Genomic DNA, 16,604 nt, shown 5'->3' with positions numbered 1-16,604 from the left:
CGCAATATCAGGAGTGCTTCGCGATGCGTTCCTTGAGTGCCTCGAACTGCTCGAAGACCTCCTTGGGGACGGCCGGTCCGAGCTTCTCCAGCCAGGCAGCGTTGTCCTCCATGTCGCGTGCCCACTGCTCCGGGGGAGCGGTCAGGGCTTCCTCAACATCGGCCCGCGGGGTGTCCAGGCCGGTGAGGTCCAGGTCTTCTGCGCGAGCGGTGTGCCCTGCGACGGTCTCGTCGGCTCCGACACGTCCCTCAATGCGGTCAACGATCCACTTGAGGACGCGGCTGTTGTCGCCGAATCCGGGCCACAGGAAACGCCCGTCATCGCCGCGGCGGAACCAGTTGACCAGGAAGACCGGCGGCATCTTATCGCCGCCCTTGTTGCCCATGTCGATCCAGTGCTGCAGGTATTCGCCCGCATTGTAGCCGATGAACGGGAGCATGGCCATGGGGTCGTGGCGCAGTGCACCGACCTTTGCCTCGGAGGAAGCGGCGGTCTGCCCGGAGGACAGCAGGGTCCCGATCATGGTGGCGTGGTTCCAGTCGAAGGCCTGGGTGACCAGCGGGACGGTGTCGGGGCGGCGGCCACCGAAAAGGATCGCGGAGACCGGGACCCCACGCCAGTCATCGAACTCTTCGGCCGCAACCGGGCACTGGGAGATCGGGACGCAGTAGCGGGAGTTCGGGTGGCTGGACGGCTCCTCAGAGTCCGGGGTCCAGTCGTTGCCCTTCCAGTCGATCGCGTGATCGGGCTTGTTCTCGAGACCCTCCCACCAGACATCACCGTCATCGGTGAGTGCGACGTTGGTAAACAGGGAGTTGCCCGGCTCCATCGTCTTCATGGCGTTTGGGTTGGAGTCGTAGTTGGTGCCGGGTGCGACACCGAAGAAGCCGTTCTCCGGGTTGACGGCGTAGAGGCGGCCATCCTCACCGAACTTCAGCCACGCGATGTCGTCACCGACAACCTCGGCGGTCCAGCCATCGATGGTGGGTTCCAGCATGGCCAGGTTCGTCTTGCCACAGGCAGACGGGAAAGCGGCGCAAATGTAGTAGGACTTGTTCTCCGGGGAGGTGAGCTTCAGGATGAGCATGTGCTCAGCCATCCACCCCTCGTCGCGGGCCATGACGGATGCGATACGCAGGGCATAGCACTTCTTCGCCAGGATGGCGTTTCCGCCGTAGCCGGAACCGTAGGACCAGATTTCACGGGTGTCCGGGAACTGGGTGATGTACTTGGTGTCGTTGCAGGGCCAGACGACGTCCTCCTCGCCGGGCTCAAGCGGCGCGCCAACAGAGTGCAGGGCGTGAACGAACTCGCCGTCATCGCCGATCTTGTCCAGAGCCTCCGTTCCCATGCGGGTCATGATGCGCATGGACATCACCACATAAGCGGAATCCGTCAGCTGGACGCCGAGTTTCGGATCGGGATCACTGATCGGACCCATGCAGAACGGAACGACATACATCGTCCGCCCCTTCATAGCCCCCCGGAAGCACTCGGTCATCTCGGCCTTCATCTCAGCCGGGTCCATCCAGTTGTTGGTCGGGCCGGCTCCCGACTCATCTTCTGAGCAAATGAACGTGCGCGACTCGACGCGGGCTACATCGGCAGGGTTCGAGCGCGCCAGGTAGCTGTTCGGGCGCTTCTCCTCATTCAGCTTGATGAGGGTACCAGCCTCGACGAGTTCAGCCCCGAGCCGATCCCATTCTTCCTGGGATCCGTCGGCGAAGACGACCCGCTCCGGCTGGAACAGTTCCACAGCTTCAGAGATCCATCGGATCAGTTCCTTGTTCTTCGTGGGCAGTGCACCCTCAAGGCGCGGGATTGTTGACTCGGTCATCTTTACTCCTGATATCTTCTGTCGTTCGGCAGAGTTCTCAACGACCAGCGTAGCCCCGGCAATGGCGCCCCGCAGCCACACGCATTGAGACGCTGACCACATTTGTCATGACCAGTTTGATACCCCCGAATTTAGCCCCTTGACGCGGCATGGTACGCCCATTTAGGCAAATCTCGATTACCCCCTCGCCAGGGTGCCCTCATCGCCATCCCTGTCCGGGCACCGTCACGTGGATCCTGTGGAAAACTATCCGGCGACGGGAAACCGATCACTGGATTGAAGTTTGTCCGGCAGAACAGGCAAACTGGGGGGGATGTCTAGCACTGATAATTCCCCTAACCCTGACGATCTCGGAGAGCTTCCCTCCGGCCGTCGTCTCCAATCCGTATTCAATGATGGACTCGATTACCCGCGCCTGGGCAACGTCACGTTCCGGCGCGGCACCCTGACCGATAACCAGCAGCGGCTGTGGAACGAGCACTGGCCTCGCCTCGGCAAAGTGCTCGTTGACGAAACGATCGACACCGACGCGTGGTTCGGCCGGAGCGCACCGACGATCCTCGAGATAGGTTCCGGGACCGGTACGTCCACCGCGGCGATGGCGGTCGAGGAACCCGATGTCAATGTCATCGCGGTCGAACTCTACAAGCCGGGACTGGCGAAGCTACTGGGGGCGACCGTCCGGGGCGGCATCGACAACATACGGATGATCCGAGGCGACGGCATTGAGGTGCTTAACCGGATGATCGCGCCGGATTCCTTGTCCGGTGTACGGGTCTTCTTCCCCGACCCCTGGCCCAAGGCGCGGCACCACAAGCGCCGCATCATCCAGTCGGGGCCACTGCACCTCATCGCCAGTCGCCTGAAGCCCGGCGGGATTCTGCACGTCGCGACGGATCACGCCGACTACGCCGAGTGGATCTCTGAGCTCGTCAACGTCGAACCCCAGCTGGAATACCGGGGCTGGCCGTGGCCGGACTGCCCGCAGCTGGTTGACCGACAGGTCATCACCAAGTTCGAGGGCAAGGGCCTTGATCGCGACCATGACATCACGGAGTTCCTCTGGCAGCGCCCCCTGTGAGAGTAGCCTTCTCTGTCACCTCCTTCGATCCCATAATCAGCGAAAGATCCACTTATGCATAGCGCCCATCACGATCACACACACAACTACAGCGAGCACACCGACAACACGGCGGATGCGGGGCCCGAGACCCTCCTGCTGGTCTGGGACGCACCGAACCTCGACATGGGACTCGGCGCCATCCTCGGGGGACGCCCCACCGCCGTCTATCGTCCCCGTTTCGACGCCATCGGCCGCTGGCTTCTCGGACGTGCGGACGTCCGCTCGGAGGAGCTGGGATTCCATCTGGAGCCCGAGGCGACGGTGTTCACCAACGTCGCCCCCGGCGGTTCCGATGTCGTCCGCCCCTGGGTCGAGGCCCTCCGGAACGTCGGTTTCGCGGTCTTCGCCAAGCCGAAGACCGACGAGGACTCCGACGTCGACCCGGACATGCTCGCCCATATCCGCCGTCGCCACGAGGAAGGTATTCTCCATGGGCTCGTCGTCGCCAGCGCCGACGGCCAGAACTTCCGGGAGACACTCGAGGAACTCGCCGACGAGATGCCCGTCACCGTGATCGGTTTCCACGAACACGCCTCATGGGCGGTGAGTTCGGAGCTGATCGAGTTCATCGATCTGGAGGAAATCCCCGGAGTGTTCCGCGAGCCGCTCCCGCGCATCTCCCTGGACTCCCTGCCCGAGGGAGGTGCCTGGCTGCAGCCCTTCCGTCCGCTGTCGGCGCTCCTCTCCGGCCGCTCCTGACCTGACCGTTCCATCCCCGAGACCGAAGATAAGGAGTCGACACCACCGTGTTCACAACCTGGGGACGACTCGCCTACCGCTACCGCCGCATCGTCCCGCTGGTGGTACTCACCGCGATCTGTGCGCTTTACGTCTTGTTCGGTCTACGCCTCGACGACCGGATGAGTCAGGAGGGCTGGGACGATCCCGGTTCCTCGTCCTCCCGCGCCGCCGCCATCGAGCTCGAGACGTTCGGTCGGAACAACAACGGCGACATCATTCTCCTGGTGAACGCCCCCGAAGGTGCCACCGTCGATGATTCGGTCGCGTTCACCGCGATCTCCCGGCATCTCGAACGCCTCCGGGCCGAGCACCCTGACGAGATCAGTCACGTCACCGGTTACTTCGACGCCACCCGGAACCGGCAGCTGGTCACGGACGACCACCGAACGGCGTTCGCGGCGATTGGCCTGAAGGGCGATGGCGAACAGACCCTGAAGGATTTCCGGGCGGTCGAGGATGACCTGCTCCCGGACGGGCTCCCAGATGGATTCGAGGTATCCGTCGCCGGATCGACCGCCGTGGCGGATGCCCTCGACGAGGGCATGGCAGGCGATGTCTCCCGAGCCGAGGTCTACGCCCTCCCCGCGGTGGCACTCCTACTCATCATTGTCTTCGGTTCGATCATCGCGGCCACCATGCCACTGATCGTCGGTGTCCTGTCGATCCTGGGATCACTCGGTATCCTCTCGATCCTCGCAGGTTTCACCCAGGTCAACGTGTTCGCCCAGTCGGTGGTCACGTTGCTGGGGCTGGGGCTCGCGATCGACTACGGGCTGTTCATGGTGTCCCGGTTCCGGGAGGAACTGGACCGCGGGGCCGACATCCCCGACGCCGTGGCGACGACAACGGCGACGGCCGGCAAGACCGTGGTTTTCTCCGCGGGCATGGTGGCCGTCGCGTTGTCCGGCCTGCTCATCTTCCCCCAGGCGTTCCTCAAGTCCGTGGCGTACGGTGCGATCAGCGCCGTGGGTCTGGCGGCACTCCTCTCCATCACGGTGCTGCCCAGCATCTTCGGCCTCCTCGGGCGTCGTGTGGACAGGTTCTCGATCCGGAATACCTCGCACGCGGGGGAGGATGTGACCCAGAGTTTCTGGGGCCGCGTCCCCGCCTGGGCGATGCGGCACTCGAAAATCGTCACACTCGCGATCGTCACCGGGCTCCTCCTGCTCACCCTGCCGTTGGCCGGAGTCAAGTTCGGTGGGATCAACGAGACCTACCTCCCCCCGGCCAACGATGTCCGACAGGCCCAGGCCGAATTCGACTCGACCTTTCCGGCCTTCCGCACGGAACCCATCAAACTCGTGGTCACTGGCGCCACCAACGATCAGCTCGTTCAGGTCTACCAGCAGGCCAACGCCGTACCCGGGCTGACCGGACGATTCAGCCCCAGTTCCCCCACCGAGAACGGCACCACCATCCTCGCAGCCGGAATCACCGACCGAACATTCAATGAGTCGGTCGTCGAGAAGCTCCGGGAGATCAACGTCCCCGAGGGCGTCGACGTCTACATCGGTGGCACACCCGCCCTCGAAGTGGAGTCCATCGAGGCGCTCTTCAAGAAACTGCCGTGGATGGCGCTCTACGTGGTCATCGCCACGTTCATCCTCATGGCGCTGACCTTCGGTTCCCTGATCCTGCCTGCCAAGGCCGTGATCATGACCATCCTCGGGATGGGGGCAACCCTCGGTATCCTCACCGCCATGTTCGTCGACGGCCTCGGATCGTCGTTCCTCGGGTACTCCGCCGGGCCGCTCATGAGCCCAGTCCTCGTGCTCATCATGGCGATCATCTACGGACTATCCACGGACTACGAGGTGTTCCTCGTCTCTCGGATGGTCGAGTCCCGGGAACGGGGCGCCACCACGGACCAGGCGATCCGCTACGGCACGGCGCACACCGGATCCATCATCACCGCCGCCGCCGTCATCATGATCGTCGTCTGCGGTGCCTTCGGGTTCTCCGAGATCGTCATGATGAAGTACATCGCATTCGGCATGATCGCCGCGCTGATTCTCGACGCAACCATCATCCGCATGCTCCTCGTGCCCGCCGTCATGCACCTTCTCCGCGAGGACAACTGGTGGGCACCGCTGTTCATCAAGAAGGCCGCGGCCCGGCTCGGGCACGGTTCGGAGGTTCCGACTTCTGTGCCCGAGCCCGGAGAAATCCCCGTCACTCACGCGGTCGTCATCGACGACAGTGAAGCCGCACGCCACGGTCGGACCATCCGCGAGGACGACGCCCTCATTCCCTTCCCCGAGCTCCTCGCCCGCCTGCAAGCTGACGACGACCGCCCCCAGCTGGATCGGGGAACCGAAAGATGACCCAGAGGTTCAGGGCGCTCCGCCGCAACCCCTGGGTCAGGTGGATCACTCCGCTGATTTTCGTCGCTCTGGCTGTCTTCTTCCTCCGGGACCGCACGGACCTCTTCAGCCAGGGTCTCGCCGCCGTCCGGAGGGCTGAACCCCTGGGAGTCGGTCTCGCTCTGCTCGCTTCCCTTGCCTCCCTGTGGTCCATGGCCGCCGTCCTCCGCCTGCTGCTCCGGGCCGGTGGGGTCCCGGTTCGCCGCCGGGACGCAAACGCGCTCACCTTCGCCTCCAACGCCTGGTCTTCTTCCTTCCCCGGCGGCCAGGCATTCGCGACCGTCCTCCAGTACCAGACCATGCGTTCCTGGGGTGCCGGGGTCATGGTCTGCTCCTGGCAGATCGTCCTCTCCGGGGCCCTGTCCACAATGTGGCTCGTCGCCCTGGGTGTTTCCGCGATCGTGGTCCTCGGAGCAGATCTGTCGCTACTGTCGCTGATCGGTACCTTCGCCGTCATGTCTCTGCTGGCGTGGGCCGTCTACTGGGCCTCCGACAACCCCCGCAACGTCGCGAGGTGGGTCCGCAGGTGGTGGCCCCGTTTCAACAGACTGCGGCGGAGGGACCGCGATGAAGGGCTCGACGACGTCCTCGACAACGTGCACCAGCTCCACGATGTCCGGCTGACGGTACCGAGGTTCGCGGTCATCGCCCTCTGGTCGCTGCTCAACTGGTGTTTCGACATCGTCTCACTCTGGGCGAGTGTCTGGGCGATCACGGGAGTCTTCCCCGCCGTCTACGCGGACCCCGACCACACCACGATCGCCGGAGTGACGCTCGCCTACGTGACCGCGAAGATAGCCGGCACCGTCCAGGCAACGCCAGGCGGTCTGGGTCCCGTCGAGGCTGCGATGACCGCGACTCTCGTGGCCGTCGGCATGACGGGTGTCAACGCCTTTGGCGCGGTCTTCGTCTATCGCATGGTGTCCTTCCTCGCCGTCACCGCGATCGGCTGGCTCGTCTACCTCGTCTACTTCACCCGACGTGGCGTGAATAAGAAATCCCTCGCTGCGGGGGCCGTCGTGCCCCCGGACGACCGCAACCGACTCCGCTGACACGACGCGGAAGCTCCGGTAACTACGCTCCAGTCTAAGGCAGCTCGGGGTATTTCTCTCCGGTGTCCCGGGGCACGCAGCTCCCCGTGCCAGTCGTTTTCCGGGCGACTGTCCGGTTGCGCTGTCCCCCGTCTGCACCGGGCACTGCGCCACACCGTCTGCCGTGGAACACAGCTGCCACCGGCTCATCGGACCTCGGCGTGGACGGCGGTGGTGGATTCACGTGAGCGTGCTTATTCGTCCCCGAAGCTATACGCGGGGGAGGCTCCGATGCGGGTCGACGCCGAGACAGGGAACGGCGGAACCCGCGTGCCGACCTTTTGGTCAGGGCACGCGGGTTCCGCCGGATTTTACTCCCGATGGTATCGAACCATCGGGAGTCACCGCAGGTGACGTCCTGAGCCGTCGACTGCGGTGACCGAGCCGCTCACTGTCGGTCTACTCCGGCGTGTAAAGCCGGATGTTGTCGACCGTGGCGGAGCCTTCGTAGTAGTTCAGGTGCGGGATCCCGATGACGAAGTTGTCCGGATATGCGGAACCCTTGGGCCACATGTCCTTCGAGAACGAGCCGTATGTGCCCTCGTCGAAGGTCAGTGTCTCGTTGAAGCTGCCGTCGTACTCTTCGGGGGTCTGGTTGTAGTGCCAGATCGCCGTGGGCCGACCGTTGACCTCGCTGACGAACGGGCGCTCGTAGCGGTAGGTCTGATGCCCGACATTCTTGAAGTTACCGGTCATCTCCTGCACGTAGCCGGTGGCGGTGCGCTCGATCGCGAACGTGTAGGTTTCGTTCGGCATGAGCTCGGGCTGCAGCTCGACTGCGGAGACGATGGTCGCGTTCTTCTCCGAACCGTCGCGGATGCCGCACTCGGTGTGCATGACGAACTGGTTGTAGGCGAAGCCCTTGTCGCGCCAGGCACCACCGTCGAAGAAGATCTCATTGACACCGTTGCCGTTGGAGTCGAGGTAGGAGAAGATCTCCTTGGTGGCGGGGTTGCAGGTCTTGTAGGCCTTGGCCCAGCCACCGTTCACGGAGTAGATGTCCATGCCGACCTTGCGGTGGCTGTGGATGAAGATGTTGTTGTGCGGCGCGGGGTGTGCGTAGTCCATGATGGACAGCAGGTAGTAGCCGTTCTCTGCGGTGACGTTGCCCCAGGGCTTCGCGCAGCCGTCGACCTTCTCGGACTCGCCCTGGCTGTAGTCACCCCTGCGGGTCCAGGGGAAGTTGGTCTTGCACTCACCGGGGACGTAGCCGTTGGTCTTGCCGTCGTAGTCCCACCCGTTGTTCTCCCCACCGGGCCGCTTGCCACCGAAGTCGAGGGTCTTGAGCTCGTACTCGACGCGGTACTGGCTGGGCAGCGGGTCGGTTGCCGTGAAGATCAGGCCACCGTCCCACGGGACGTTGATCTTGGCTGCGCCATTCTCGACCTCGAGGGTGGGTGGGGTCGCTTTGGTGCCGTCGGGATTGATGTCCCGGGTGCCCATTTCGACAGTCAGCCAGCCCTTTTCGCCGATCGGGACACTCTTTCGCAGCAGCTTGAAGCTGTTGAGTGCCCGGTCGAACCACGGGCCACCGATGTTCTTGAAATAGATGCCGTCGTCGTCAAACTCGTCGACGTTCCACCGGTTGTCACCGTAGGTATCCTGAACCCACGGGACCGCATCAAGGTTCGGGGCGGTGTCGAAGGTCTCCTGGTACTGGAGCTTCCAGCCGTCACGATGGGCGTCCCCATCACCACCGGGGTTCGGGTTGATGGTGGCACTGCTGAACCCGTTCAACGAACTGAACAGATTGCCGAAGTCGATGTCGCTCGAGCCGACGGAGCTGCTCGAGCCCACGAAACCGTAGAGCGGAAGGCTCACGGCGCTGACAGCCAAAATGGCGATCGTTTTTTTCAGCGGGAGTTTTTTCAAGGTGTTCTCCTTGCTGGTCCGGTGCCGTTGGGGCACCTTAGCGGATGACCGGACCCCTTTTTGTAAATCGGCGTACCGGTCGGGGAAATTCAGGGAAGTTTGTGCGCCTGCGCACACCGCCCGCCCGCTTTCCAGCGGGAAAGGGGCGGGCGGTGTGTTTGGGCCTGGAGAGGGCCGTCCGTGGCCGGTTCGCGCTAGTTGAGGTAGAAGATCCGGTCGGCGTTCTCGGCCATGTGCTTGGCGTTCCACTCGGCGCCACCGTCGAGGTTCGCGGCGAGGAACACCGGTGCGGAGAAGCCCTTGGCCAGCAGCTTCTCGATGATCGCGGCGGAGAGGCTGTGCAGCATCGCGGTGGAGGTCACACCGGAGGCCGGGGTGAACTTCTGCGGGATGCCCTCGAGGGAGAGCACGGCGTCGCCGGGATCGACCTTGTTGTCCAGGACAACGTCAGCGTGGTCGAGGAGCTTGGTGCCGTCCGGGACGCGGGAGTCGACGGCGGAGGTGTACTTCTGCGAGGTCAGGGCGACGACGAAGACGCCGTTCTCCTTGGCGGAGCGGGCGAGCTCGACCGGGACCGCGTTGCGGCCGGAGACGGAGACGTCGATGAGGACGTCACCCTCCTTCAGCGGTGAGTTGTTGAAGAGCACCTCACCGTAGCCGGGCATCTGCTCCATCTGGGATCCCAGCGTGGTGGGGCGCGTGGTCAGCGCCTCGATACCCGGGCCGTAGAGGGGGTTGATGAGCATCAGACCACCGGCGCGGTAGACGATGTCCTGAACCGGCAGTGACGAGTGGGAGGCACCGAAGGCGAAGATACGGCCGCCGGCGATGACCTTGTCGGCGATGGTGTCTGCGGCATCCTCGATCTTGGGGAGCTCTTCCTCGCGGATCTTCGCGAGCAGGGCGGTGATTTCGTCGAAGTAGGTGTTGAGCAGGTCGGACATGGTGTTTCTCTTCCTTCTTTCTGGTTGAGCGTGGGGGGTGTGAAACGGTGGGCGGGCGGATCGGACACCGCCCTGGGGCGGTGCCCGGGGTGATACCGCGGGCACCGGAGGGGGTTATCAGACTCCGAAGATCTTTCCGATTCCGTCCACGACGATGGCGGGGACGATGGCGTCCGGGACGGTGAAGCCGAGTCCGTCAGCGCCGAAATCGGTGAGGTCACCGAAGACCTGCATGTTGAAGGCGTAGGAGATGAGGATCCAGCCGAGGAAGCCCCAGAGGAAGCCACCGATCCAGGCGGCGGTGCGGCCACCGGTGGAGTTCGCGAAGATCGCGGCGGTACCGGAGGCGAAGAAGGCGACGATCATCGACGGGATCGGGACCGGCCAACCGAGCGCGACGCACAGCGCCATACCGGCGATCTGGCCGATGAGGCCGGAGATCAGACCGACGAGCAGGGCGTTGGGTGCGAAGGCGAACAGGACCGGGACATCGAGCGCCGGGATGGCGTTCGGGATGACCTTCTGGGAGATGCCCTCGAAGGCGGGGACGATCTCACCGATCAGCATGCGGACACCGTAGAGGAGGATGAGCATACCGGCGGTGAACTGCAGCGCCATGAGCAGGGCGAAGACGATCCAGTTCTGGCCGTCGGAGATGCCGCCGTCAGCGGTCGCTGCTTCGAAGGCGCCGACGCCACCGGAGATGACCGCGGCGGTCGCGGACAGCAGGGAGACGATCGTCATGACGATGGTCGTGGAGACCGCGACGTCACGGAAGAAGGAGAGCTTCTCGGGGAGCTGGGTGTCCTCGGTGGACTTCTCCTTGTTGCCGATGACCATGCCGAGGTAGCCGCAGAGGACGTTCAGTAGGGTCTGGCCGTGTGCGAAACCGACCTCGTTTCCGCCGGTGATCCTGCGGACGAAGGGCTGCGCGATGGCCGGGGCAACCGTGTAGTAGAAGCCGACCAGGAGCGACGCGGTGAAGACCGTGAGGAACGGGTTGAAGCCGAGGGAGTGCATCAGGATGGTGAATGCACCGGCGTGGACCCAGATCATGTGGCCCGTGAGGTAGACGTAGTGCCAGGGGGTCACACGCGCCAGGAACAGGTGGAACATGTAACCGAACAGCATGGTCAGGCCGATTTCGGAACCGATGGTACCGACACCGGAGGTCTGGACCGCGGAAACGACGGCCTCATCGAAGGTGACGAAGGTGGTGATTCCCGAGGCGGGGAACGCCATCTCGAACATGCTCTGGATGGGGGTGAGGCCCTGGACCAGGACGCCGGCACCGCCGCCGATGATCAGCAGTGACAGAGCCGTCTTCACCGTTCCGGTGACGACATCGCCGGTGGGCTTCTTCTGGACCATCAGTCCGATGAAGGCGATCGCACCGACGATGACGGCCGGGATCTGGATCAGGTCAACGATGAACAGTAGAACGGGATTCATGATGATTCTGCACCGATCTGTGTGGAATGGGCGGAGGAATTACTTGGAGTTGAACTCGTTGATGGCGTCGAGCACCTTGGTGCGAACCTCGTTCTTGTCGATGAGGTTGTCGATGAGCACGACGATGGACTTCGTTCCCTGCACGTTGCTCGCCATGCCGCTGGTGGTGACGACAATGTCGGAGGGCTGGGACTTGAAGGAGCCGAGGTCGATGGCCTGAACCTGGGCTTCGATGTTCTCGCCCTTGAGGAGGGTGCGGATCTGGCTGGCGAGCATCATGGAGGTTCCGAGGCCCATGCCGCAGACGGTTGCGATGGAGATCATTGTGGGGTCCTTACTGTTGGTGTCGTGAAATGTCTGGTGTGGAGCGGGTGAAGCTGTCAGTCGTCGGCGCGATCGGTGAAGATGGCGGCGAGTTCCTCGTCGGTCTTCGCGGCGCGGACGCGGTCGATCAGGTCACCGTCGGAGAGCACATTGGCGAGTGACTTGATCATCTCCATGTGCCCCTTCTTGTCGCCGGCGGCGAAGGAGACGAGCACATCGACGGGGTCGTTGGCGGGGCTACCGAACTCCACCGGGGTGGACAGCGTGACGACGGCGGTGCCGGCGCGCTTGACGCCTGCAGCGGACTTCGCGTGCGGCATGGCCAGCCCCGGCATGAGCACCATGTAGGGGCCGAACTCGGTGACACCGTTGATCATCGCTTCGGCGTACTCGCTGGTGGCGATTCCCTCGCGCTCGTAGAGCCCACCGACCAGGCGGATGGCCTCACGCCAGTCGGCGGCAGTCTGCTTCGCGGCGACCGCATCGGGTTTGAAGGTCATTGTGTCCTCATCCTCCGGTGATGTTTTGTGATTGTTTTCAGTCTCCGGAACCCGGCAGTCGGATTCCATCTTCAAAAATCATGAGCCCTGACTGTGTGTCAGTCCTCCATGAAACGCACTGTGTGCCTGTCACAACACTGATCGTATTGAGCGATTTTGCTCGCCGCAAGCCCTATTTTCCATTTTCAATCAAGGTGACCAGACATTCTCCCCCCGAACCTAAGGCAATCTGGACAGGCCCCAGACTCACCCCCTCACACCCATTAGCGCCCATAAAATACTCTTTGAGCAGCATTTATTACGTTTTTATAACTCACGTCACACGGAGTGACAATGAGCGCTAGGCGTCACTAACGACCCAAAAAACAGCCGGAGTCGCCACCCCCGAGTGTGAAATATCTCTGATCGTTTAGCGATTGGGTAGACAGGGTTTCAATCATCTGCAATCATTGAGGATGACAATCCGCTGATTTTCACCTCCCGACCGACTGCCCGTCGGTCGTCGCGCACCACGAAGAGGATGCGGATCGCCGTTACCGCCACAGAGCAACGATTCAGCCACCCGAAGTCTTTTCGTTAGGAGACGATCAACATGAGCAGTGCACTCGGCACCCACATGGAACAGGAACTCACCAGCCAGCCGGACACCTGGCAGAAGGCACTCGACATGGAGCAGGAGCGCTCCGTCCTCCCGAAGTCCGGCGAGCGCGTCGCCGTCGTCGGCTGCGGCACCTCCTGGTTCATGGCACAGTCCTACGCCGCCCTCCGGGAGAGCGCCGGACACGGCGTCACCGACGCCTACACCGCCACCGAGGCCCGCCTCGACCGTGAATACGACGTCCTCATCGCGATCACTCGGTCCGGCACCACCAGCGAGATCATCGATCTGCTGAAGCAGGTCGGCGACCGCATGCGCACCATCGCCGTGCTCGGCGACCAGAACTCCCCCGTCGCGGAACTCGCCGATCACGTGATCAACCTTGAGTTCGCCGACGAGCAGTCCGTCGTCCAGACTCGGTTCGCCACCACCGCGCTGACCTTCCTCCGTGCCTCCATCGACGACCGCTCCGTCATCGAGCGCTCGATCGCGCAGGCCCGCGAGGTGCTGGCCGCCGATCTCGACGAGAAGCTGGTCAACGCCGAGCAGTACTCCTTCCTCGGCACCGACTGGCGTCTCGGCCTCGCCACCGAGGCCGCCCTGAAGATGCGCGAGTCCTGCCAGGCCTGGACCGAGTCCTACAGCTCCATGGAGTACCGCCACGGACCGATCGCCATCGCCTCCGAAGGCCGCATCACCTGGAACTTCGGACCCGCCCCCGAGGGACTGGCCGCCCAGGTCGCCGATACCGGAGCCACCTTCATCGACGAGGACATCGACCCCATGGCCGACCTCGTCCGCGTCCACCGCATCGCGCTGGCCACCGCCCGCGCACGTGGACTCGACGCGGATCACCCGCGCAACCTGACCCGCTCGGTCATCCTGAAGTAACCAGACTGGCCCCGACACGAAGGATCAGCACGTGAGTACACAACCCACCGCAGACACCGGCGCCGCCGCCGTCGTCGCCATCACTCCGAATCCGGCCCTCGATGTGACGATCACGCTGGACCGCCTCGTCCCCGAAAAGACGCACCGCATTGACACCGCGCAGCGCAAACTCGGTGGCAAGGGGGTCAACGTCGCGGCGGTCGCCGCTGCGGAGGGTTACCCTGCGGTCATGCTCGGCCCAGTCAACGACGACGCGCCCGGACACGTTCCAGCAGAAGGCAAAGCATCCCCCGAAGCGGCATTCACCCCGACGCCGGTGCGCCTTAGGGAGACCTTCGCTCTCCACACCACCGACGATGGTGCGACCAGCATCATCAACGAGAGGGGTGACCGGCACCCGGCGGAGATCTGGACGCAACTGGCCGATCAGCTTGAGCGCACGCTCGTGGCACACCCGGGCAGCACCGTCACGGTGTCCGGCTCCTGGCCCCCCGGCGCGGACGAGAGCATCCTCGAGATGATGATCGACCGCACCCGGAAAGCCGGAGCCAGGATCATCGTGGACTGCGCCGGGCCCCACTTGAAAGCCGCCTGCCGCGCCGGAGTTGACGTCGTCAAGCCAAATGCCGCGGAACTCGCGGCGACCACCGGGACCGACGATCCTGAAGCCGGGGCCGCACAGCTGCTTGAGCTGGGTGTCGGGCTGGTTATCGTCTCGATGGGCGAGGAGGGGCTGCTCGCCGTGGACCGTGCCGGCAGCACCCGCGCGCGCCTCCCTGAGCCTCTGACGGGCAACCCCACCGGCGCCGGCGACGCACTCGTCTCTGCGCTCGCGACCGGCCTCATCGACGGTCTCGAGCGTGGGGCCCTCCTCCGCCGCGCCACCGCCTGGTCGGCGGCGGCCGTCCTCGAGGACACCGCCGGTGTGATCAGCGACCGGTGGCGGGAGCTCGCCGACACCGTGATCATCGACGAACGCACCAACTGACACCCCCACACGAAGGAACCCCAGACACTATGACCAGAATCAACACCTTCGATATCGTTAAGGACGCAGCGGAGAAGAAGATCGGCGCCGCGGCCTTCAACGTCATCCACCTCGAGACCGCAGAGGCGCTGGTGTCCGCAGCGGAGCGCGCCGGCAAGCCAGTCATCCTGCAAATGAGCCACAACTGTGTCCGCTACCACGGGGACAACCTGGAGCCCATCGGTCGCGCCATGATCGCGCTGGCAGAGGCATCCTCCGCACCGATCGCCGTCCACCTCGACCACTGCGAGTCCGTCGAGCTGGCAAAACAGGCCATCGACCTCGGCTTCGACTCCGTGATGTACGACGGCTCGACTCTGAGCGTCGAGGAGAACATCGCGAACACCGCTGAGGTCGTCCGCTACGCCCACGAGCGCGGTGCGACGGTCGAGGCAGAGCTCGGTGAGATCGGCGGCAAGACCGCCCATACCCCGGGCGTCCGAACCAGCCCGGACGAGGCCAAGCAGTTCGTCGCTGACACCGGTGTCGACGGCCTGGCCGTCGCCGTCGGTTCCGAACACGCCATGCAGGAACGCACCGCGTCCCTCGACATCGACTTGATCGGCGAACTCAAAGACGCCGCCGGTGTGCCGTTGGTGCTCCACGGTTCCTCCGGCGTCCCGGACGAGGAGATCCAGCGAGGTATCCGTGCCGGCATGACGAAGATCAATGTGTCGACGCACCTCAACGGCCACTTCACCCGTGCCGTGCGCGCATTCCTGGACGACAATCCGTCGGTCACGGACTCCCGCAAGTACATCAAGGCGGGACGTGAGGCTTTGAGCACCGAAGCCGAACGCCTGATCGGTGTCTTCACCGAAGTATAGAATCAGCTACACGGCCAGTCGTCCGGTCACCGCTCATGGGACAGAGCGGTGACCGGACGCCCCACATTTCTCTGTCCCCTCCTGCGCACCACGGCTGCGCAGGATTTAGACACTAGTACAGTGCAGGAGGAACCGCGATGATCCGCAGTGAGCGACTCACCACGATTCTCGACACCATTGCCGACACCGGCACGGTGACCGTCGAGCAACTCGTTGACGATCTCGACATCTCCCCTGCCACCGCGCGCCGTGACCTCGATGCTCTCGCCGAACGCGGACTTCTGCGCCGGACCCGCGGCGGCGCCCGGAGCAACATCGTCGCCTTCGACACGCCCGTCCGTCAGAAGCGGATGCAGCAGCTCACGGAGAAAAACACCATCGCCCGGTATTGCCTCAACTACCTGGAGCCCGGCTGCGTGGTCGGTATGTCCGGTGGATCCACTGTGGGCACCATTGCCCAACAACTCGTCGAATGGGCCGCGGAGCAGTCCCCTGACGACGTTCCGACGAACTACCCGGTGGTCACCGTCGTCACGAACGCCATCGACATCGCCTACCTGCTCGCGGGCAGCGCGAACATGAAGATCGTCCTCATCGGCGGGGTCCTCAACGGCAACTCCTACGAGTTGACCGGCCCTCTCGGAGCAACGGTCCTCGGCCAGCTGAGCATGGACGTCGCCTTTATCGGAGCGAACGGCATCGATGAAAATGGCCCAGGCACCGTCGACGAGTTCGAGGCACAGACGAACCGGATGATGGCGACCCGCGCGATCACCCCGGTGGTCGTCGCGGATCACGCGAAGTTCGGCCGGAGGTCGTTCTCCTCCCTGGGCGGTATCGACACCGTGAACACCATCGTCACGGACCCCGATGTCGATCCTGCATGGTCCAGACGGTTGACCCAGTTGGGATACAACGTGATCATCGCCCGCCAGGACACCCCCTCGGCGCAACGCTCCGCGATCTGACAGCCGGTGATGCATATCGAAACCTGTTCCTGACACTCCATCCCCA

Annotated in this window: 14 protein-coding genes; 8 read left to right on the top strand and 6 right to left on the bottom strand. The window is 63.9% G+C overall.

All coding sequences use genetic code 11. The features are described from left to right. Nucleotides 1-7 precede the first annotated feature (7 nt). A complete protein-coding gene (locus JDV76_RS09710) occupies nucleotides 8-1,837 on the bottom strand; it encodes a phosphoenolpyruvate carboxykinase (GTP) (RefSeq protein WP_198736700.1) in 1,830 nt (609 codons plus the stop codon). Nucleotides 1,838-2,150: 313 nt separating this feature from the next. On the opposite strand from JDV76_RS09710, the gene trmB reads away from it, so the two are divergent. Genes trmB through JDV76_RS09690 form a run of 4 tightly spaced genes read left to right on the top strand, consistent with a single transcriptional unit; the run spans nucleotide 2,151 to nucleotide 7,116 of the window. Next, complete coding sequence (gene trmB, locus JDV76_RS09705) at nucleotides 2,151-2,918, top strand: tRNA (guanosine(46)-N7)-methyltransferase TrmB (protein WP_198736699.1); 768 nt, start codon at nucleotides 2,151-2,153, stop codon at nucleotides 2,916-2,918. A 54-nt stretch (nucleotides 2,919-2,972) separates the two neighbouring features. Beyond that, on the top strand, nucleotides 2,973-3,659 hold the full coding sequence (locus JDV76_RS09700) for an NYN domain-containing protein (RefSeq protein WP_198736698.1): 687 nt from the start codon (nucleotides 2,973-2,975) through the stop codon (nucleotides 3,657-3,659). A 47-nt stretch (nucleotides 3,660-3,706) separates the two neighbouring features. After that, a complete protein-coding gene (locus tag JDV76_RS09695) occupies nucleotides 3,707-6,025 on the top strand; it encodes an MMPL family transporter (RefSeq protein ID WP_198736697.1) in 2,319 nt (772 codons plus the stop codon). After that, nucleotides 6,022-7,116 carry a lysylphosphatidylglycerol synthase transmembrane domain-containing protein gene (locus JDV76_RS09690; protein WP_198736696.1) on the top strand — a complete coding sequence of 365 codons (1,095 nt, stop codon included), beginning with the start codon at nucleotides 6,022-6,024 and terminating at the stop codon, nucleotides 7,114-7,116. Before JDV76_RS09695 ends, JDV76_RS09690 begins: the two co-directional genes overlap by 4 nt. Before the next feature lie 438 nt (nucleotides 7,117-7,554). Here JDV76_RS09690 and JDV76_RS09685 read toward each other — a convergent pair whose 3' ends face one another. The 5 genes from JDV76_RS09685 to JDV76_RS09665 all read right to left on the bottom strand — a co-directional run bounded on the left by JDV76_RS09685 (nucleotide 7,555) and on the right by JDV76_RS09665 (nucleotide 12,247). Then, nucleotides 7,555-9,027, bottom strand: a complete 1,473-nt coding sequence (locus tag JDV76_RS09685; protein WP_198736695.1) for a hypothetical protein — start codon at nucleotides 9,025-9,027, stop codon at nucleotides 7,555-7,557. Between the two features lie 194 nt (nucleotides 9,028-9,221). Next, nucleotides 9,222-9,971, bottom strand: coding sequence for a sugar isomerase domain-containing protein (locus JDV76_RS09680; protein WP_198736694.1), 750 nt, complete (start codon nucleotides 9,969-9,971; stop codon nucleotides 9,222-9,224). 117 nt (nucleotides 9,972-10,088) lie between these two features. After that, nucleotides 10,089-11,423 (bottom strand): PTS ascorbate transporter subunit IIC, encoded by a 1,335-nt coding sequence (locus JDV76_RS09675; RefSeq protein WP_198736693.1) that lies wholly within the window; start codon nucleotides 11,421-11,423, stop codon nucleotides 10,089-10,091. Nucleotides 11,424-11,462: 39 nt separating this feature from the next. Continuing rightward, the gene (locus tag JDV76_RS09670) at nucleotides 11,463-11,747 is read right to left on the bottom strand and encodes a PTS sugar transporter subunit IIB (protein ID WP_198736692.1); all 285 of its coding nucleotides are present in this window, start codon (nucleotides 11,745-11,747) and stop codon (nucleotides 11,463-11,465) included. A gap of 56 nt (nucleotides 11,748-11,803) precedes the next feature. Continuing rightward, nucleotides 11,804-12,247 carry a PTS sugar transporter subunit IIA gene (locus tag JDV76_RS09665; protein ID WP_198736691.1) on the bottom strand — a complete coding sequence of 148 codons (444 nt, stop codon included), beginning with the start codon at nucleotides 12,245-12,247 and terminating at the stop codon, nucleotides 11,804-11,806. Between the two features lie 592 nt (nucleotides 12,248-12,839). On the opposite strand from JDV76_RS09665, the gene JDV76_RS09660 reads away from it, so the two are divergent. The 4 genes from JDV76_RS09660 to JDV76_RS09645 all read left to right on the top strand — a co-directional run bounded on the left by JDV76_RS09660 (nucleotide 12,840) and on the right by JDV76_RS09645 (nucleotide 16,558). After that, the gene (locus tag JDV76_RS09660) at nucleotides 12,840-13,736 is read left to right on the top strand and encodes an SIS domain-containing protein (protein WP_198736690.1); all 897 of its coding nucleotides are present in this window, start codon (nucleotides 12,840-12,842) and stop codon (nucleotides 13,734-13,736) included. A 31-nt stretch (nucleotides 13,737-13,767) separates the two neighbouring features. Then, nucleotides 13,768-14,724 carry a 1-phosphofructokinase family hexose kinase gene (locus JDV76_RS09655; protein WP_198736689.1) on the top strand — a complete coding sequence of 319 codons (957 nt, stop codon included), beginning with the start codon at nucleotides 13,768-13,770 and terminating at the stop codon, nucleotides 14,722-14,724. Between the two features lie 29 nt (nucleotides 14,725-14,753). Next, on the top strand, nucleotides 14,754-15,590 hold the full coding sequence (locus tag JDV76_RS09650; protein WP_198736688.1) for a class II fructose-bisphosphate aldolase: 837 nt from the start codon (nucleotides 14,754-14,756) through the stop codon (nucleotides 15,588-15,590). A 137-nt stretch (nucleotides 15,591-15,727) separates the two neighbouring features. After that, entirely contained in the window at nucleotides 15,728-16,558 is an 831-nt protein-coding gene (locus JDV76_RS09645; RefSeq protein ID WP_198736687.1) for a DeoR/GlpR family DNA-binding transcription regulator, read from the top strand. The last annotated feature ends 46 nt before the right edge of the window (nucleotides 16,559-16,604 follow it).

The sequence above is a fragment of the Corynebacterium marambiense genome (assembly GCF_016342275.1).
In the GTDB taxonomy this organism is placed as follows: domain Bacteria; phylum Actinomycetota; class Actinomycetes; order Mycobacteriales; family Mycobacteriaceae; genus Corynebacterium; species Corynebacterium marambiense.
This window is presented reverse-complemented; position numbering and strand designations above follow the sequence as displayed.